We start from the raw sequence: 17427 nt of genomic DNA, 5'->3' as shown, positions 1-17427 counted from the left end.
CCCGCCACGTGTACGTCAGACGGCCGTGGCGGCCGCGGCGGTGGGAGCCGCGGGCTGGCGCATCGGCTGGGCCTTGCCGTATGTCAGCGAGCGCCACACCCACTCGGCGGGGCCGAAGCGGAAGCGCGCCAGCCACCAGTGGCTGAGGACCACCTGCAGCGCGAAGATGCCCAGCGTGAGCCCGATGTTCGTCGCGATGCTCGTCTTCCCGATGAGCCCCAATCCGAAACCGTAATAGATGAAGAGGCTGATGACCGTCTGGCCCAGGTAGTTCGTCAGCGCCATGCGGCCCACGGGGGCGAGCACCATCAGCCGCCGTTGCCACGTCTCACGCTGGAAGAGGAGCACGAGGCCCGTGACGTAGACGGTGGCGAGGCCCACCTCGTTGAGCTGCCGCACCGGGCCGAGCAGGACCGTCCATGACGCCTGCGGATCAATCATCTTCTGGCGCATCATGTACCCCACCCCGATCCCCACCCCGCTGGAGATCACGGCGATGACCAGGCTCCAGCGGAACAGCTTGCGGAAGAAGGCCAGGTGCTGGGGCGCGTCGTGGAAGAGGCGCCGACGCCCGGCCCAGAGTCCGAGCAGGAACCGGCCGAGGAGGGCGAACAGCACGGGCGCCAGGCCCTGGATGAACTGGCCGAAGTAGTAGCGGGCGTTGGCGCGCACCACCTCGAAGTAGCTGCCGCTCGAGAAGGCCTGCATCGTCTCGGCGCGGGCCTGGTTGGAGCGCTCCATGGCCGCCTTGGCCGCCTCGGCTCCGGCCTCCGCGCCGCCACCACTCAGCAGCGTGGGCAGGAACTTCATGGCGCTGTTCACCACGACGGGCGAGATGAAGATGAGGACGGCGGCCCAGATGAGCAGCGTCTTGTCGCCGCGCTTGCGGAACAGCAGCAGCGTGAAGCCCAGGGTCGCGTAGCTGGTGAGGATGTCGCCGAGCCACAGCCCGAACAGGTGCACGCAGCCGATGAGGAACATCACGCCCAGCCGCCGCATGTAGAGCGGGGCGATGGCGGCCCCTCGCGCCTCGGCCCGCATCATCTGCACCGAGAAGCCCAGGCCGAAGAGGAACGAGAAGATGGTGATGAACTTGCCGAAGATGAGCGTCCCGTTGGTGTACATCAGGGCGGTGTCCAGCCCCGAGGCCGAGGCCATGGCGGCCTCCATCTGCGGGCGCGTCATGTAGGCGCGGCCGGAGAACCACATGAGGACGTTGGACAGGAAGACGCCGCCCAGCGCGAAGCCGCGCAGGACGTCCAGCAGGGCGAGTCGTTCACTGCTGTCGACGGGACGGGCTTCGTCCTGGGCGGCGGGAAGGGGAGAGGGCGGTGGGCTCATGGGCGGAAAAGCCATGCCGGACTTGTGCCAATCCGCTCGTATTCCCAGCAGGCAGGAGACCGCCGGGCACGGACCCCCCCAGCCTGTCCGTATCCGGACAGCGCCGTTCCATATCCGGACAACCCCGCCCTGGCGGTGGCGATCCGACAGGCCCCGCGGCTTCCGATTGCGTCATGTACGTGGGAGTCGTTAAAGCTGCGGCGCCATGGCCACCAGCCTCCTCGACACCATCCGCGTCCTCGCTTCCTTCGATCCACCCCGTGGCTCCCTGCGTGGGGCCCCCTGGGAGGAGTACGTGGAGTGGGCCATCGCGCAGGGGCTGGCGCCGCTGGCCTCCTACAACCTCCAGTACCGCCTGCCCGGAGTGGATGCGCCGGACTGGGTGCGGGACCGGTTGCTGAGCGTCTACTCGGGCTCGGTCAACGACAACGTGATGAAGCTCGTCAACTTCAAGCGCTGCGTGGACGAGCTGGAGGGCCGCAAGCTCCTGCTCATCGGGGCGGCGTCCTTCGCCGACACGCTCTACCCGCACGTGGCCTTCCGTCCCGTGCTGGAGCTCCAGTTGCTGCTCAAGCGCATGGACGTGGAGGGCTTCGCCGGCTACCTCGCCCAGCACGAGTTCCGCCCGGAGCCGAATGAGCCGGCCCACGGCGCGCTCAAGGTGGTGTCCGACGGCCGCACCGCCATCTTCCTCTACGCGGACGTGCTGGGCGCCGAGCGCCGCGCCGAGGTGCAGGGCATCTTCGATCGCGCCAGGCCCATGAAGATGTACGGCCCGTCCCTGTTCCGTCCGGACCTGGAGGACGCGGTGCTGCTGGTGTGTCTGGAGCAGGCGCGCGAGGGCTATCAGGTGCCCTGGCTGTCCTTCGTGGACCTGCGCGAGCTGATGACGGGGGCGAAGGCGATGGGCGGCGTCTACTCGCGCTCCGTGGACGTGGCGGTGCTGCTGGAGCGGGCGAAGGCGTGGAAGCTGGAGCGCGCCCTCTACACCTCGCTGTCCATCGTGGCGCGGCTCTTCCCCGAGACGGCCCAGGCGCTCGAGCCCGCCCTGCCGCCGCTGCGCCGTGCCACGCGCGAGCTGTTGAACCGGTTGGTCGTCCAGCCGGCGAGCGAGCCGGGGAAGATGAGCCATATCCGGGGCTCGGAGCGGCTGCGCCGGCTGCTGACCGGGCAGTGAGGCGAGGGGTGGGGCGCTACTCGCCCCTTCCCCCCGATGCCTCTCCCGGCGTAAGAGCTTTCCCGGCTGCTGAAAGCCAGGACGCTCATGCACATCGCCATCATTGGAACCGGTTACGTAGGACTGGTCGCGGGCACCTGCTTCGCGGACTCGGGTAACGACGTCGTCTGCGTGGACATCGACGCGCGGAAGATCGCCCAGCTCCAGCAGGGGGAAGTTCCCATCTACGAGCCGGGGCTCGAGGAGCTCATCCGCAAGAACACGCGGGACCGGCGCCTGAGCTTCACCACGGAGCTGGCACCGGCGGTGGCGCGCGCGCAGGTGGTGTTCATCGCGGTGGGCACGCCCGAGGGCGAGAGCGGCGAGGCGGACCTCCAGTACGTGCTGTCGGCGGCGGAGCAGGTGGGCCGCGCCATGCGGCAGTACACGGTGGTGGTGGACAAGAGCACCGTGCCGGTGGGCACCGCGGACAAGGTGCGCGAGGTCATCTCCCGGGTGACGGAGGTGGAGTTCGACGTCGTCTCCAACCCCGAGTTCCTCAAGGAGGGCGCGGCGCTGGACGACTTCCTCAAGCCGGACCGGGTGGTGATCGGCGCGGAGTCGGAGCGGGCGCGCAAGGTGATGGGCCAGCTCTACGCGCCCTTCGTGCGCACGGAGAACCCCATCCTCTACATGGACACGCGCTCGGCCGAGCTGACGAAGTACGCGGCCAACGCGATGCTGGCCACGCGCATCTCCTTCATGAACGACATGGCGGCCCTCTGCGAGCGGGTGGGCGCGGACGTGGACTTCGTGCGCAAGGGCATGGGCGCGGACAAGCGCATCGGCTACCCCTTCCTCTTCCCGGGCGTGGGCTATGGCGGAAGCTGCTTCCCCAAGGACGTGAAGGCGCTGGTGGCCAAGGGCCGCGAGCAGGGGCTGGAGTTGGATCTGCTGCGCGCGGTGGAGCGCACCAACGAGCGGCAGAAGAAGCTGCTGGTGCAGAAGGCGGTGAAGCACTTCGGCTCGCTGGAGGGGCGCCACTTCGCGGTGTGGGGCCTGGCCTTCAAGCCGAAGACGGACGACATGCGCGAGGCGCCGTCCGTGGAGGTCATCGAGGGCCTGCTGGCCAAGGGCGCGAAGGTGTCGGCGCATGACCCGGTGGCCGAGCGCTCCGCGCGCCGCGTGCTGGGTGACCGCATCCGCTACACGAACGTGCCCTACGAGGCGCTGGAGGGCGCGGACGCGCTCTTCGTCGTCACCGAGTGGAACGAGTTCCGCCACCCGGACTTCGAGCGCATGAAGGCGCTGATGAAGACCCCGGTCATCTTCGACGGCCGCAACATCTACGACCCGGCGCGGATGCGGGAGCTGGGCTTCACGTACATGGGGCTCGGCAGGAAGTAGCGCTCAGTGCGGCCGGGGGCCGCGCTCTTCCTCATCCGGGGAGCGCGTCCCAGGGGCTCCGCGGGACACGGGAGGTGTCACGCCCTGGTCAGCGCCAGGCTCACTTCGCCAGACCGCAGGCGGCCTTGCCCTCGTCCGTCAGGAGGATGTCGCAGGTCGTCCGGTCGTCCGGATTGATGGTGCAGGTGTCCAACCGCTCCTCGCAGGCGGTGAGATCCTCGTCGGTCGGCTCGACGCTCCGCTCGCGCTCGGCCACGGCTTGGATGCACTCGTCCCGCCGGAACTGTTCGACGCAGTCGCAGAGCCGCTCCGACAACTGCCGGCACGGACTCTTGCAACCAGCGAGGGCAAGCAGGGCGGAGCAGAGCAGGGTGATGGCAGTGGAGCGGCGCATGAGGTGGGCGAAGATGCCAGAAGACGCCCGGGATGCAAGCAATGGCGGCCGGAAGGTCGGCTGGTAGCTTCTCCGGCTGCTCACCCTCCTGGAGGCCCGAGTCCACTTCCAGGCGTCCCGCCGGAGCCGTGCCATACTCGGGAGCCGTCCATGTCGCCCGCGTCCCACTCCCGCTCGCGCACGTCCCGGTACACCCACGGTGCCGAGGTGGTGCTGACGGTGCTGCTGGTGTTGCTGCCGCTGGCGCTCGGGAGCGCGCCCACGTGGGTGCACGGGCCCCTGGTGGGGCTCGCGGGTCTCGCCTTCGTGCTGGCATGCGTGGGGGCCTGGAGGCAGCAACGCTCCCTGTACCTGCCCCTGCTCGCGCTGCCCCTGGGCGCGGGGGTCCTGCTGTGTCTGCTGCAGCTCGTTCCGCTGCCGCCGGGACTCCTCGCCGTCCTCAGCCCCGAGGCGGCCGGGCTGCGCGACTTCGTCCTCGTCCCCCTCGGACTGGACGGCCCGCGGCCCCTGTCGATGGACCCACCGGCCACCTGGCGCGAGCTGGCCAGACACGTGGCCTACCTGCTCCTCTTCATCGCCGCGGTGCAGGTGTGCCGCTCCGGACGCGCGCGCCGCCGGCTGCTGACCACGCTCGCCTTCACCGGCGCGGGCGTGGCGGTGTTGGGCCTGCTGCACGCGCTGCTCGGCTTCGACACGCTCTTCGGCGTCATCCGCTTCATCCACGCGCGTCCGCCGCTCCTCACGCCCTTCGGCAATCCCAACCACCTCGCGGCCTTCCTGGGCCTGTCGGCCACCGTGTCCGTGGGGCTCGCGCTCTCCGGCGAGGGGCGGACGCGCGCGGTGCCCTACGTGCTGGCCACGGTGCTGAGCGGGACGGGGGTGGTGCTGTCCCTCTCGCGTGGGGGCATCGCCTTCTTCGTCTTCGGGATGCTCGCCTTCGCCCTCCTGCTGCTGCGCTCGCGCCAGGAGGGGTCGGAGCGGGCTCGCACGTGGCGCCGGGGCGGCATGGTGGTGCTGTGCCTCCTCGCGGTGCTCGCGGTGGGGGGACAGGCTGCCTCCGAGCACCTCGCGGCCGAGCTGGAGACGGCGGACAGCGTCGAGGAGCTGCGTCACAGCAAGGTGGCGCAGTGGCCGGTGCTGGCCTCGGTCGCGAGGGCCTACCCGCTCGGCCTGGGCCGCGGCGCCTTCGAGTCCGTCTTCCCGCGCTACCAGACGCAGCCCGTCCTCCACACCTCGACGCACCCGGAGAACGCGGTGCTGCAGCTCGCCACGGAGTTCGGCGTGCCCGGGCTGCTGCTGCTCGCCGTGACGCTGTGGGGCTTTGGCCGGTTGTTGCGGCGGGAGGGCTTGGGCGCGGAGGAGCTGGCGGTGCTCGCGGGGGTGGCGGCGCTCGGGCTGCATGCAGCTCTTCGACTTCAGCCTGGAGCTGCCCGCGAGCGCGGTGGCCGTCTGGGTGGCGCTGGCCAGCGTGGCCCGTCCCGAGGACCGGCAACGGGCCGAGGCCGCGCGTGGCCATGCGCCCCCGCGTGTGCTCGCGGCGGGAGTGGCCCTGACCGCGGTGGCTCTGGCGGCCCTCGTCCCCGGCTGGAGCACGTTGGAGACGGCGGAGGCGGAACTCGGGGCGCTCGTCGCCGCGCGAGCCCCGCTCACCGAGGTGCGCGCCCGTGGGCTCGCGCTCATCGACCGGCACCCGGCGGACCATGCCCTGCAGGATCTGGTGGGCATGGCCCATGCGAACGCGGGGCGTGCGGAAGCGGCCGAGGCGCTCGCCTTCGCCAACCGCGCCTTGTTCCTGAACCCGGTGGATGCGTGGGCCCACCGGATGGCCGCGCAGGCCCTGCTCACCCTGGGGCACCGCACCCAGGCCTTCCTCGAGTACCGGCTGGCCTTCGAGGCGGGGGACCAGGCGTTGATGTGGAGCGAGGCGATCGAGCGGCCGCGGACGCTCGCGGAGTTGCAGGCCCTCACGCCGGACACGGCCCGGCACGTGGTGGTATTCGCCTCCCAGCTCCAGCGCGCGGGACATCAGGAGCTGCTGCTTCCCTGGCTCGCCTGGGCTCGCGAGCGCTTCGATGCGGTGCCCGAATCGGCGCAGCTCTGGGAGCGCGAGGCACGGGTGCGGCTCCAGCGGCGCGAGCTGGCGGAGGCCGAGGCGGCCAGCGCGGAGGTTGCCCGGAGGGCCCCGGACGCGCTCTCCTCGCACCTGCTGCGCGCGGACGTCCTCCAGGCGCTGGGCCGCGGGAACGAGGCGGTCGAGGTGCTCGAGGCGTTGAGGCCCCGCTTTCCCGGCAACGTGGAGCTGGCCTTCGCGCTCGCGCGGTTGCAGGTGGACATGGGGCTGACCCGGCGCGCGAGGGAGTCGCTCCAACAGGTGAATCCCCTCGTGTCCAACTACTCGCAGCGCGCCCAGCTCTACATCCTCGAGGCCTCCAGCTACGAGCGGGAGGGGTTGCGCACGCGGGCGCTGGAGTCCTGGAAGTCCGCGGTGCGCATGCAGCCGAGTTGGAGTCTCTGGTTCAAGGTGGCGCGGCTGCACGAGTCGCTGCACCAGTTCGACGCGGCGGCGCGGGCGGTGCGTGAGGGCTTGCTGCTGCAGCCCGAGGCGCAGCGTGGGGAAGGGGAGGCGTGGGTGGCACGCTTGGAGGCGGCGGAGCGCCAGCGCGTGGAGGAGCGCAGCCGGGAGCGTGGAGGCTCGGGCGGGGCGGATTCCGTCCTCCTGCGGGCCATGGGCGCGGACGAGGAGATGGGAACGGCCGGGGGCGAGGAGCCCTGAGCCGCTGAGTCCCAGGCGCCTCAGTCGAGGAAGCGGCGTTCCCAGCGGAGCATGTCTTCCGGCGTGAAGGAGGGCAGTCGCCCTCGATCCTGGTGGTACAGCCAGGGCTCCAGGGCGCGCGCCAGCTCGCGGTAGGCGGGCAGTGTGTCGCCTCGTTCGGTGTCTCCCGCCTCGGGCCAGGGGCCCATTGTGATGACGGCTCGGTCTCCCTCCAACTCCTGCACGATGGTGCTCTCGGAGCGCAGTTGGGTACGTAGTTTGGCGATGCCTCCCAGTTGTTCCAACACGGGTTGGCCGAGGAATGTCATCCATGAGGGACCGAGCACTCTCGAGCCAATGTTCCACGAGAGCGTGTCCTGGTTGGGGATGTCCAAGCCCGGGTAGCGGAAGCAGAGCTCGCTGACCTTGTCCAGAACACCTATCAGGTCAATGGCGCACTGGAAGGAGAGGCCAGCGTAACCGGAGCAGAGAAAGGGAAGGTGCGATGCCAGTTCCACCGCCAACTCCCGGACCTGCCCTGGCCCGTGCTCTTCCATGTATTCGGTAGGCAACCAGAAGCTCACCGCGGTCATGGCTCCCGGATGGTGGGGCATCACCGGGAGTTCGGGCCGTTTGCCACGGTACCCAAAGTGATACCGTTGTTCGGCACGGGGTGTACCCGCGAGATCGGTGTTGAGCCCCCAACCACTCAGTAGTTCTTGCCGGATGTGTGCCCAACTGGTGTCGTCGAGCTTCTGCCACTCCCCTTCATCATCCGCATACCAGCCGAGTGTTTGGGGGCCCACCGCGCGCAAGTACACATCCAAGGCGCGAACCACTCCGGGCCCCATGTCGAAATGGGGATGTAGGTAGAAGGTGATGCTCAGTCCCTCACGGATCAGGTGGGGGCCTCTGTCGATACGGATTCTCGGGTAGTGCTCGCCCATCACAGGACTCCCAACCAGGGGATGACCATCTGCGGTGGGGGTCCCAGGGCTTCCTCATACATTCTTTTCTGGTCGAAGGGATGGCAGGGGTGCCCTGGGGGGTATTTCCTCCATTGTGGACCCTGGCCGCTGTTCACACAGGGGAACTTGAAGTCGAAGACGGCTTGGGCGTTGAGAGGATCGCCCGGGTGAAGGACGACATCGGGCCTCAGGGTTCCTATCAGCTCGCTACTGCATCCACTGTCCAGCAGCTCCTGGACCTTGTCGCAACGGATGAAGGTCGTCTGCCCTGTATTCCTGTCATAGCGGTAGCACGGCTCCAGGCTGTAGCCGCCCGGGCGCAATTCATTCAATTTCGTGTCCGCGCACTGGAGGGCCACTTCATGCATCTCGGCCCCGAGCCGTATGGCCCAGGTCACGCGTCTTCCTGTCGTGTCTTTCGTCAATTGACGGCACTCGTCATCCGATGGAGTCGGTTTTTCGAAGTGCTCCCTGTGCCGGAGGAGAACTGTTGACCGGGCCAGGTTGGCACACTTCTTCAACTCCTCCTCGATGTTGCCCCGCAGCTTTTTGTCCAACGCCCCCAGCACCGCCGCACCGGAGGCCACGGCCGTGCCCACCGCCTGCACCGTGGTCACCTCCTTCCCGGTGAGGGTGGCGCAAGCCTGGGGATTGCGCAGGCAGGCATTCGACACCGAGTCGAGTGCGTAATGGCTCCGAGTGCCTCGGACGGGCATGACGACACAGGCCCCGAGGAACACGCTGCTGGCGATGACCCACCAGGGGCCGCGCATGCGCTGGGATGACATGGCCTCCACCTCATCCCGGCCGTGGTCACCCCGCTGGCGGCCCTCTTGCCGGAAGCCGGCATCCTACGTGGCGGCTTCCGGACTTCCAGGTCACTGGTGCATGTCGTGCTGCACCGTGCTCCGCCCCGCGTGCTCCTGGGTGATGGAGGCCGTCCTCGGTGATTCGAGGCCGATGAAGTCCTCGACGCTCACCTCCAGCGCCTCCTCATGGGAGCCCGCGCGCAGCAGCAGATCCTCCGCCACCCCGAGTCCCTCGTCCATGAGCACCGGCAGCCCGTAGAGGTGGCCGAAGGGCGGTTCCGCGCCCAGCTCACACTCGGGGAAGCGGTTCGCGAACGTATCCTCGGTGGCCAGCCGGGTCTCCCGGGCGCCGAGCACCTCGCGGACCTTCTCCAGGTCCAGGGTGTCCGTCGCGGGAATGATGCAGATGCACAACTGACCGTCGGCCTCGACGATGACGGACTTGGCCACGCGGTAACCCGTCACGTGGAGCGCCTGGGCCAACTCCTGCGCCGTCACCGCGCGCGGATGCCAGTGGCGAAGAAAGGGCACGTGCTGCTGATGGAGATAGTGCTGGATGGGCTCGGGGATCATGGGCGGTACCTTCTGTTTCGAAGGTGGACTGCCCCTGCCCTTCAGGCCATGGCTGGCCGGGCGCGTGCCTCCCGAGCGGGCGGGCACGCGCCCCGGGCCTCTCGTGCCCGCACTCGTTGACGTCAACGAGTGATGATGTGAGGCAATGTGTGATACTCTGGCTCGTTGACGTCAACGAGTGACGCGCCTGGGGGCTGCAGCTCCCGCGTGCGGCTCCAAGCGTCAGGGCCCTGGCCATGAGTGCTTGGGCTCGAATGTGCGCCAACCTGTTGCCAGCGGTCATGTTAGGCTGGCCCACTCTGGAGGTAGCGCGCGCATGAGCGAGGCCGTGGAGGGGCGGATTGCGGTGGAGGGGCGGTGGGCGGCGAAAGGGTCGCGCTGGGCCGGGCGGGAGTGGGAGGACGCGGGGCCGCCTCCACTCGGGACGGAGGTGGACGGCTACCGGTTGGAGCGGCGGCTGGGGGAGGGCGGACAGGGCACGGTGTACCGGGCGCGCCGCGGACGGCGGCTGTATGCCCTCAAGTTCCTGTCGCTGGACTCGCCCGACTGGGCCTGGCGGGAGTTGGAGGTGCGGCTGCGGCTGCGGCGCGTGGGCGGCCTGGCGGTGGAGAGCCACGGGTTGTGGCCGCACGAGGCCCCGCGTTTCCTCTACCTCGTCACCCCCTACGTGCACGGGCGCCCGCTGTACGCCTGGGCCCGGGGGAAGAATCCCACCGCGCGTGAGGTGGCCTGGGTGGTGCGGTGGGTGGCGCGGCCACTCGCGGCGGTGCACGCGGCCGGCGTGGTGCACCGGGACATCAAGGGAAGCAACGTGCTGGTGGACAAGAGGGATGGGCGGCCGGTGCTGGTGGACTTCGGGGTGGGCACGTACGCCGGTGCTCCCGAAATCACCAACCCGATGGGGCTGCCGGGCACCCGCCACTACCGCAGCCCGGAGGCGCTGCGCTTCCGGCGCGAGAGGGCGGGCGAGCACTCCCCGGCGCGGGCCTCGGATGACCTGTGGGCGCTGGGCGTGCTGCTGTATTGGCTGCTCACGGGCGGCTACCCCTTTGACACCGAGGTGGCGGACGAGGGTGTGCTGGCGGACCTCATCCTGAAGCACGAGCCCGAGCCGCCGCACGTGCTCAACCCGCGCGTGCCCCGGGCGCTGAGCGAGCTGTGCCTGCGCATGCTGGAGAAGTCACCCGAGGCGCGCTTCCCGGAGGCCGAGGCGGTGGGCGTGGCGCTGGAGGGGGTGTTGGCGGAGGCGGATGGCGCGTGGGACGTGCCGCTGTGCGAGCAGTGGAGCCCGGACGACGCCACCACGCCGCAGGAGCAGTGGCTGGACTGGGGGGACATGAGGGACAAGGCGCGGCGGCTGCTGGCGTACGCGCGGCGCTTTCCCCGGCGTGGCCGGCCCGAGCCCCTGGCGGAGGCGTCCACGCTCGCGCCCTCTCCGGAAGATATGCCGCCCGGAGCGAGCAGTGCCACGAGGGGAGCGCGCCCCCCGCCGCCGCGAACACGCCCTGGGTCCATGCGCGCGCTGGCCTGGGGCGGTGCCGCGTTGACGTTGGGCCTGGTGGGTTTGCTCTTGTTGCGGCCGGCCCCCACTCCGGAGGTGAGGTCCGCACCCAGAATGCGACAGGTAACAGAATCCGGCCAGGAAGTGGCGAGACTCGTGAAGCCGCCGGAAGGTGACGGAGGCGCAGCGCCCGAGAAGGCGCCAACCCCTGCGCCCGTCGCGGTTGCGACGCCCCGGAAGGATGGCACGCGCGTGAGGACTCCCAAGCAGGCTTCCACCCCCCGACAGCAGAAGCGGCAGGAGACACAGGGCTCGCTGCTCGACGCCGCTGGAAGGACATGCGTCCTGGTCTGGGCCGCGGGTCAGCTCGCCTGCGCCAGCCCCGTGCCCCAGGTGCGCCCCACGGCCCCCACCTCGCGCCTGCCTCCGCCCGCCGAGTGCCCCGCCGGCTCCGTGGAGACGATGAAGGAGGTGGGGGGGCTGAGCGTCGGAGTGCGCCACGGCACCGTCTTCGTCATCGACGGTGAGTACGTCATCAGTCAACGCATCACCGTGCGCCCGGGTCAGGCGGCCACGCTCACCATGGGGGATTCGTTCTGGAAGTTTCCAGCGCATACCCGGTTCATCGGGCAGCTCCTCTTCGGGGAGGGGCGCGTCTACGGGCGCTTCACCCAGGCGCGCACTCCCGACGGGCTGACGTACTCCGTCTGCTTCGACCTCTACGACAATGCGACAGACATGCAGCGCGGCGTGTGGATGGAGCCCGGCAGCCGGCCGGATGCCGCGATCATCTATTCCTCGGTGGCTCTCGTTTCGGTGAAGCGCTTCGAATAGGGACCGCGGAGTCACGGGAGCGCAAGAAGGAAGAGCCAACGTGGGAGGTTCCTGTTAGCATCGCCACTCCAGAGGTCTCGTTCCCATGCTCACCTGGTCCGCCCTTCTGCTCCTGCTCCACTCGAGCGATCCCGCATTCGCACAGCCCGTCACCACCCCCTGGGACCTGTCGGGCGCCCCCCGCTTCACGGTGACGCCGGACACGGCGGATGAGGCACGGGAGGTGCCCATCGGGCCGAATCGCACCCTCGCGTTCGTCTTCGACACGCCCGTCCAGAGCGGAGGGGTCGTGGTGGAGGAGCGAGAGCGTTTCCGTCAGGTCGAGTTGTCGAAGGACGGGCACATGCTCAACCTGCTGCCCTCGGGCGAGCTGAAGCCGGGCAAGCGGTTGACGTTGACGGTGCGTTTCGCGGATGGGGCAACGCCCGCGAGCCTGGAGTTCACGCTGGTGGTGTCGCCGCGGGCCGAGTCGCAGGTGGAGGTCTACCGCAAGCCGCGCCCGTGCGACTCGTACCGGCAACAGGCCGAGGAGGCGGAGGCGAGCGCCAGGCAATGCCAGACACAACGGGCACGGGAGCGCGCGGAGCGTGATGCGCCCCGGGGCATCATGGGCCTGCTCGCCTTGAATCAGATGAACCACGAGGGCGTCCGCGCCAGGCCCCTCAGGGACGTCACCCTCCGCCCTGGAGAAGCCTTCACCGTGGAGGGGGTGGTGAGCTACCGCGCCACGGGAGGAGTGGAAGGTGCTCCGGTGTCGCGGCTGGCGGTGGAACTGAAGCTCTGGAACCGGGGCACCGAGCCCTGGACTCCCACGCACGCGCAGCTCGTGGGCGAGGGCGTGCGGTGGGATGTCCTGGTGTGGCCGCCACAGCCCATTGCACCGGGCGACTCGCTACGCGTGCTGGTGGAAGTGGAGCTGCCCGGGCAACCGGCATCCGGCCCCTACCTGCTCGAGCCTCTGGGACGCGAGCACGACCCGGACGGCCACGCTCTCGGGAGTGACATTCCCATGATTCAGGACGCCATGGGTCTTTCATCACCTGCCAGTCCTGACGCATCTCTTCACTCGGGGGCCAGACATATCTGACGTTCGCCATGCATGGAGCGGGTTTCTCGTGCTCGCGATCACGCTCCGGGTCGCGCGGGAGTGCGCGGGGCTCACCCAGCAGCAGGTCGAGGCGGCCCTGGGTATGCACACGGGAGTATGCGACGACATCGAGCGCGCGCAGCGGATGCCGACCGTCGAGATGCTCCGAGGCCTCTGCCCGATTCTGCGTCTGGATTTCGCGGCGGTGGCGGCCATCGTGGACCGAGGCGGCACCACCCTTCCGTGCTGATCTGATGCTAATGCCGCCCCAACTCCCTGTTCCATGCCCACAATGGCCCGCTCGCCGCGTATCTGTAGGCGCTGGAAACATCCTCGAAGACCTCCGGGGGAAGCGCGCGGAGGCGCTCGCGCAGGAAGTCCGGGTCGCGGAGCGCCTCGCGGTGCTTCAAGTCGGCGTCCATCTCCACCACGACAGGCATCACCCGGAGCACGGCCTCCATGCACTCTTCTCGGGTAGCGCGAGACATGCGCTCCACCGTCAGGGCCAGGTGCTCGCGGACCGAGGCCGGGCCTTTGGGGCACCAGGCCTCCAGGGTCTTGCCGTAGATATCCTCCATGAGTTCTTCCAGCGTGTACTCCCTATCGGGCCAGAACGCGTAGCGAGGGCCCTGGAGCACGTCCCAGAAGCGGAGCACCGAGGTGAGCTGGTTCGCCACGTGCACAGCGCTATGCGGCGGGCGCGGAGACACGGCATGGTAGAGAGCCCCCCAAGGAGTGCTCAGGCAGAAGGACTCGAAGGACTCTTCCGTGCGTTGACGCTCCTCCTTCGGGACGCCTTCATCCAAGCCCATGAAGACGTCGCCGAAGAAGTGCATCCGCCAGCGCGGGCGGAACCAGTCGAAACCTTCGCCCCCCTGGTGCATCACCAGCACCTCACCGGGCTGCACCTGGCGCATCTGCCGGGGCAGGGGAAAGGCACCGGTCTTGAGGTACTTCCGGGCCCACCAGTGGCCCTCGGCTCTCCCCTTGCGGAGGATGGCAGCGGTGGTGCCGTAGAGCCACGCTGGAAACTCGAGCACCGGGGAGTGTTCCGTGTTCATGGCCTTGCGCGCTACCACGGCGGTCAGATGCGCCTCAAGCGGCAGGCGCTTCGTGCGGCTCTCCTTGAATCAGATGGGCGAGGATGGCATTCCCTCCAAGCTCATCACCAAGGACATTGCCCTGCGCCCAGGAGAATCCTTCACCGTGGAGCGTGCTATGAGCTACCGCGCCACAGGGGGAGAGAAAGAGGTCACGGTGACGCGGCTGGCGGTGGATATGAATCTCCGGAACCAGGGGGGCCATCCCTGGACTCCCACGCACGCGCAACTCGTGGGGGAGGGCGTGCGGTGGGACTTGGAGGTGTGGTCGCCGCGGCCCTTGGCGCCGGGCGAATTGAGCCGCGTGCTGGTGGAGGTGGATCGGCCCGGGCGCGCGGCTTCTGGCCCCTATGTGCTCAAGTTGTGGGACCAGAGCACGAACCGGACGGCCACCCTCTCGGGGGTGACGCTCCCATGACAACCTAACAGGTGAAGTCGGGTGATGGGGGCGATTGCCTGGAGCGGCATTCAGGGCAGTGGGACTGTATGTAGACTCGTCCATTCTGCATCTTGCGTTCGCCAAAGTCGGCTGCTTTTCTAAAGGCGTGTCTGCCCTGCATTTCCGAGCAACGGGGGCAGCTTTTGTACTGGCCGTCTCTGGTTGTGATTGAGTCGGTTAAGGGCTCTCCACATCCTGGGCATGGTGAACTCATGGCTTGAACCTCTCGTTTTTTTTTGTCTTGAGAGTTGTTGGGATCATGCTGCGGACTTCTTCGTTGCTTTCGGGTTGCTGCCTGTTTTGTTGCTCCTTTCATGCGCGGGAGTTGGGGCGAGGACGGTTATCTGTCCTGCGGTTCGCCTTCTGTGAGCGCGTCTCCAGGTGAACCAGCCGTACTCAATGCTGTCCGTGCCCTGGCCTGTGAAGGATGGCCGGTCAGGAAGCACGTATACGTCTGGGCAATAAGTACGCATGAATGCGTTTCGTTTCCCTGTGCCAAGGAAGTTCAATCGTAGCAGTGCTGCCACGATTTCTGCATGACGCAAGCTAGCCTCAATGAACTCCATCGCATGCGTGAACGGGGGATTGGCGAGAACTACCTCGAAAGATCGAGTATTGAGTGGATGATGACGCGGAATGTTAAGGAAGTCGTCGATGAAGATTCTGGACGGGTCGACTAGCGATTCAAGTGGTTTGCGGCAGTCGGGTCGTATCTCGATTGCAGTCCACGTTATGTCTGGCCGGTCGACCGCTCTGATAATAGCTCCCTCGCCCGCTCCTGGTTCTAGCCAATTCCCGCTTGGTAATGGCAAGCGCTCAAGGAGTCGATGCACACACCATGCTGGTGTGGGGTAAAAGTCGTTACGCACTTTCTGGCTGCCACGATTTGTTGAACTCAAGTTGAATCACCTTCCTCCCGTGAACCTTGAGGTTGTGGTGGTCGATGCTGGAGAGCCTGGACCCGAGATCCTGAACTCATAACAGCCTGCCCGCTCTGGCGGGTCCTGGCGGACGCTTAGGTGTGCAGTGCGCATCCTGGTTGATTACCTGCGCAGTGAGGAGGGGTAAGCCAGGAGGCCTGGAGTCTGGGCTAGGTGCCTACCGATGCTTCAGGGATTAAGGGGGCAGATGGGGCTTATGCCGTCTTACGACTGCTCGTCTGCTGTGGAAGCACGGCACCTTGCAGGTGCTGATTCCATCGATTGTGAAAGCTCTGAATGATGGAGAGCAGGCAGAAGTTATGTCTCCTGCTCAGTAGGCGACCGGGTACGGTATAGGCACTCAGGACGGGCCGTCCGCCGATTCAAAGGGACGGTTCAACCACCCCTTACGTTTTGCGCCGAACCGTCGGGGGCTTCGGCTTGATTTCCAGAACCTCACGGCATGCACGCGGCGTCTCACGATGCTTGCCCCATTCCCGGCAGTTCTTACAGTGGCTCTGTGGGCCCTCCTCGTGCTCGCTAGACGTGCGGGCCTGTGTTGTGCCGAAAGCGGCCGGGTACGAGTAGAAGACGTGCTGGGTTCCGTGCTTTTCGGAGCATCCGGGGCACGATTTCAGCTTCTCGTCCTGTGACCACTGCGCCTCAGTCAGCGGCTTGTGGCAGTTGGTGCAAAGCATGTGCTTTCCCTTAGAGGGCTGATTGGGGCTCTTGCCCCGCGTGACCGTCCGAGCTTCATAAGACCCGCTTGTCTACCGGCTGCAGTTGAACAGGTGTCGAAAGTTGCAGTTCCGGGCCTCACTTCTGGAAATCGTAGACGCTGCCCAGGTGGAGGATGCGCGTCAGCTCGTCCAGCGCCGTCATCGTCTCGCGGGCCAGCTTCGGGTCCGCCAGGTCCTTGGCGCGCAGGTCCTCACGGTAGTGCCGCTTCACCCAGCCGGCGAGCGTCTCGTGCAGCTCCGGGCTGTAGAAGACGTTGGCCTTCACCGCGGCGCGCTCGCTGTCGGTGAGCCACACGCGCTGGCGCAGGCACGCCGGGCCGCCGCCGTTGTTCATCGACTGGCGCACGTCCAGGTAATACACGCGCTTCACCGGGTTGTTCTCCGCCACCACCCGCTCCAGGAAGCGCCGCGCCGGCTCCGTCTCCCGGCTCTCCTCGGGCGCGATGATGGCCATGGTGCCGTCCGGCAGCGTCAGCACCTGCGAGTTGAACGGGTAGGCCTTCACCGCGTCCCGCGCCGGCAGCTCCTCGGTGCTGGCCAGCACGTACGTGAAGCCCTCGCCCAGCTTCTCGCGCAGCGTCTTCAGCAGCCCCTGCGGGTCCACGAAGGCCAGCTCGTGCAGCATGAGGAAGCTCTCGTTGCCCACCGCCATCACGTCCGTGTGGAAGGCGCCCGCGTCGATTCCCTCGGGGGCCTGCTGCGGCAGCAGCACCCGCGCCGGATCCAGCTTGTGGAGCCGCGCGAGGGCCTGGCTGAACTCGTACGTCTGCCGGGCGGGGAAGCGGGTAGGGTGGCGCACGTCGTCCCGCCACGCGCTCCGGCCCCAGGCGAGCAGGTGCACCGCCTTGTGCCCCGGGGTGACCAGCCGGATGTGGTTGGCCGCGCCCTCGTCCGCGAAGTGCCCGCCGCCGGGCAGCGGCGCGTGCACGGCGAAGCGCTGCTCATCCGCGAAGATGGCGCGCAGCACCGCGTGCGTCGTCTCCGCCTCCAGCGCCCGGTGGAACATCTGCTGGAGGTTGGCCGGCGTCAGGTGCATGCGCCCGTCCGCCGTGTCCTCCGAGGGCGCCCCCGTGGCCGCGTTCGCCGTCCACATGGCCGCCGAGCTGGACGTCAGCCGCAGCAGATGGTCCGCCTCCTTGCCGGCCCGGGTGATGACCTCCTCGTCCGTGCCGGTGAAGCCCAGCGCGCGCAGCGCCTTGAGCGAGGGCCTCGGCTGGGGCGGCAGCACGGCCTGACCCACCCCCAGGCCCGCGACGAAGCGCATCTTCTCCAGGCCCTGGAGGGCCGCCTCGCGGGGATGGCTCACCTCACCGACATGCACCGCGGACGCCAGGTTGCCGGGCGACAGACCGCCATAATTGTGGGTGGGACCGACGATGCCGTCGAAGTTGTATTCGCGCATGGGA

Annotated in this window: 16 protein-coding genes and 1 pseudogene; 8 read left to right on the top strand and 9 right to left on the bottom strand. The window is 68.1% G+C overall.

The genetic code is table 11. From position 1 onward, the window contains the following. Nucleotides 1-15: 15 nt before the first annotated feature. Nucleotides 16-1356 (bottom strand): DUF418 domain-containing protein, encoded by a 1341-nt coding sequence (locus ACN28I_RS22505; protein ID WP_420944009.1) that lies wholly within the window; start codon nucleotides 1354-1356, stop codon nucleotides 16-18. A gap of 190 nt (nucleotides 1357-1546) precedes the next feature. On the opposite strand from ACN28I_RS22505, the gene ACN28I_RS22500 reads away from it, so the two are divergent. Then, nucleotides 1547-2518, top strand: a complete 972-nt coding sequence (locus tag ACN28I_RS22500; RefSeq protein ID WP_420944008.1) for a nucleotidyltransferase family protein — start codon at nucleotides 1547-1549, stop codon at nucleotides 2516-2518. Between the two features lie 87 nt (nucleotides 2519-2605). Next, complete coding sequence (locus tag ACN28I_RS22495; protein ID WP_420944007.1) at nucleotides 2606-3904, top strand: UDP-glucose dehydrogenase family protein; 1299 nt, start codon at nucleotides 2606-2608, stop codon at nucleotides 3902-3904. Nucleotides 3905-4004: 100 nt separating this feature from the next. Here ACN28I_RS22495 and ACN28I_RS22490 read toward each other — a convergent pair whose 3' ends face one another. The 3 genes from ACN28I_RS22490 to ACN28I_RS22480 form a co-directional block, all read right to left on the bottom strand. Further along, nucleotides 4005-4298: a hypothetical protein gene (locus ACN28I_RS22490; RefSeq protein ID WP_420944006.1), complete on the bottom strand. Its 294-nt coding sequence runs from the start codon at nucleotides 4296-4298 to the stop codon at nucleotides 4005-4007. 80 nt (nucleotides 4299-4378) lie between these two features. Then, nucleotides 4379-4561: a hypothetical protein gene (locus tag ACN28I_RS22485; protein WP_420944005.1), complete on the bottom strand. Its 183-nt coding sequence runs from the start codon at nucleotides 4559-4561 to the stop codon at nucleotides 4379-4381. A 294-nt stretch (nucleotides 4562-4855) separates the two neighbouring features. Beyond that, nucleotides 4856-5059 carry a hypothetical protein gene (locus ACN28I_RS22480; RefSeq protein ID WP_420944004.1) on the bottom strand — a complete coding sequence of 68 codons (204 nt, stop codon included), beginning with the start codon at nucleotides 5057-5059 and terminating at the stop codon, nucleotides 4856-4858. A gap of 34 nt (nucleotides 5060-5093) precedes the next feature. Here ACN28I_RS22480 and ACN28I_RS22475 point away from each other — a divergent pair. After that, a pseudogene (locus ACN28I_RS22475) lies at nucleotides 5094-5540 on the top strand (O-antigen ligase family protein); the annotation flags it as partial. A gap of 157 nt (nucleotides 5541-5697) precedes the next feature. Continuing rightward, nucleotides 5698-7071 carry a hypothetical protein gene (locus ACN28I_RS22470; protein WP_420944003.1) on the top strand — a complete coding sequence of 458 codons (1374 nt, stop codon included), beginning with the start codon at nucleotides 5698-5700 and terminating at the stop codon, nucleotides 7069-7071. A gap of 20 nt (nucleotides 7072-7091) precedes the next feature. Here the strand turns inward: ACN28I_RS22470 and ACN28I_RS22465 are convergent, their stop codons facing one another. The 3 genes from ACN28I_RS22465 to ACN28I_RS22455 form a co-directional block, all read right to left on the bottom strand. Further along, nucleotides 7092-7997: a DUF3396 domain-containing protein gene (locus ACN28I_RS22465; RefSeq protein WP_420944002.1), complete on the bottom strand. Its 906-nt coding sequence runs from the start codon at nucleotides 7995-7997 to the stop codon at nucleotides 7092-7094. Next, nucleotides 7997-8806, bottom strand: coding sequence for a hypothetical protein (locus ACN28I_RS22460; RefSeq protein ID WP_420944001.1), 810 nt, complete (start codon nucleotides 8804-8806; stop codon nucleotides 7997-7999). The genes ACN28I_RS22465 and ACN28I_RS22460 overlap by 1 nt, the downstream gene beginning before the upstream one ends. Nucleotides 8807-8896: 90 nt before the next feature. After that, entirely contained in the window at nucleotides 8897-9400 is a 504-nt protein-coding gene (locus ACN28I_RS22455) for an aminoacyl-tRNA deacylase (RefSeq protein ID WP_420944000.1), read from the bottom strand. A gap of 316 nt (nucleotides 9401-9716) precedes the next feature. On the opposite strand from ACN28I_RS22455, the gene ACN28I_RS22450 reads away from it, so the two are divergent. From ACN28I_RS22450 to ACN28I_RS22440, 3 genes are all read left to right on the top strand, one after another. Further along, nucleotides 9717-11735: a serine/threonine protein kinase gene (locus tag ACN28I_RS22450; protein WP_420943999.1), complete on the top strand. Its 2019-nt coding sequence runs from the start codon at nucleotides 9717-9719 to the stop codon at nucleotides 11733-11735. An 85-nt stretch (nucleotides 11736-11820) separates the two neighbouring features. Beyond that, nucleotides 11821-12822, top strand: coding sequence for a DUF2381 family protein (locus ACN28I_RS22445; RefSeq protein ID WP_420943998.1), 1002 nt, complete (start codon nucleotides 11821-11823; stop codon nucleotides 12820-12822). A gap of 28 nt (nucleotides 12823-12850) precedes the next feature. Next, nucleotides 12851-13072, top strand: a complete 222-nt coding sequence (locus tag ACN28I_RS22440) for a helix-turn-helix domain-containing protein (RefSeq protein ID WP_420943997.1) — start codon at nucleotides 12851-12853, stop codon at nucleotides 13070-13072. A gap of 7 nt (nucleotides 13073-13079) precedes the next feature. Here the strand turns inward: ACN28I_RS22440 and ACN28I_RS22435 are convergent, their stop codons facing one another. Continuing rightward, on the bottom strand, nucleotides 13080-13883 hold the full coding sequence (locus tag ACN28I_RS22435) for a hypothetical protein (protein WP_420943996.1): 804 nt from the start codon (nucleotides 13881-13883) through the stop codon (nucleotides 13080-13082). Nucleotides 13884-13935: 52 nt separating this feature from the next. Between ACN28I_RS22435 and ACN28I_RS22430 the strand changes: the two genes are divergently transcribed. Continuing rightward, nucleotides 13936-14340 carry a DUF2381 family protein gene (locus ACN28I_RS22430; RefSeq protein ID WP_420943995.1) on the top strand — a complete coding sequence of 135 codons (405 nt, stop codon included), beginning with the start codon at nucleotides 13936-13938 and terminating at the stop codon, nucleotides 14338-14340. 1757 nt (nucleotides 14341-16097) lie between these two features. Here ACN28I_RS22430 and astB read toward each other — a convergent pair. Beyond that, nucleotides 16098-17423, bottom strand: a complete 1326-nt coding sequence (astB, locus tag ACN28I_RS22425; RefSeq protein ID WP_420943994.1) for an N-succinylarginine dihydrolase — start codon at nucleotides 17421-17423, stop codon at nucleotides 16098-16100. Nucleotides 17424-17427: the final 4 nt, after the last annotated feature.

Source organism: Archangium gephyra, from assembly GCF_049060025.1.
Taxonomy (GTDB): Bacteria; Myxococcota; Myxococcia; order Myxococcales; family Myxococcaceae; genus Archangium; species Archangium gephyra_A.
This window is presented reverse-complemented; position numbering and strand designations above follow the sequence as displayed.

Bases quoted from the DNA above. Each gene is read 5' to 3' on its own strand.
- ACN28I_RS22450 (WP_420943999.1), top strand. From the start codon at position 9,717: ATGAGCGAGGCCGTGGAGGGGCGGATTGCGGTGGAGGGGCGGTGGGCG.
- ACN28I_RS22495 (WP_420944007.1), top strand. From the start codon at position 2,606: ATGCACATCGCCATCATTGGAACCGGTTACGTAGGACTGGTCGCGGGC.
- ACN28I_RS22465 (WP_420944002.1), bottom strand. From the start codon at position 7,997: ATGGGCGAGCACTACCCGAGAATCCGTATCGACAGAGGCCCCCACCTG.
- astB (WP_420943994.1), bottom strand. From the start codon at position 17,423: ATGCGCGAATACAACTTCGACGGCATCGTCGGTCCCACCCACAATTAT.
- ACN28I_RS22460 (WP_420944001.1), bottom strand. From the start codon at position 8,806: ATGTCATCCCAGCGCATGCGCGGCCCCTGGTGGGTCATCGCCAGCAGC.
- ACN28I_RS22505 (WP_420944009.1), bottom strand. From the start codon at position 1,356: ATGGCTTTTCCGCCCATGAGCCCACCGCCCTCTCCCCTTCCCGCCGCC.
- ACN28I_RS22470 (WP_420944003.1), top strand. From the start codon at position 5,698: ATGCAGCTCTTCGACTTCAGCCTGGAGCTGCCCGCGAGCGCGGTGGCC.
- ACN28I_RS22500 (WP_420944008.1), top strand. From the start codon at position 1,547: ATGGCCACCAGCCTCCTCGACACCATCCGCGTCCTCGCTTCCTTCGAT.
- ACN28I_RS22445 (WP_420943998.1), top strand. From the start codon at position 11,821: ATGCTCACCTGGTCCGCCCTTCTGCTCCTGCTCCACTCGAGCGATCCC.
- ACN28I_RS22435 (WP_420943996.1), bottom strand. From the start codon at position 13,883: ATGAACACGGAACACTCCCCGGTGCTCGAGTTTCCAGCGTGGCTCTAC.
- ACN28I_RS22490 (WP_420944006.1), bottom strand. From the start codon at position 4,298: ATGCGCCGCTCCACTGCCATCACCCTGCTCTGCTCCGCCCTGCTTGCC.
- ACN28I_RS22455 (WP_420944000.1), bottom strand. From the start codon at position 9,400: ATGATCCCCGAGCCCATCCAGCACTATCTCCATCAGCAGCACGTGCCC.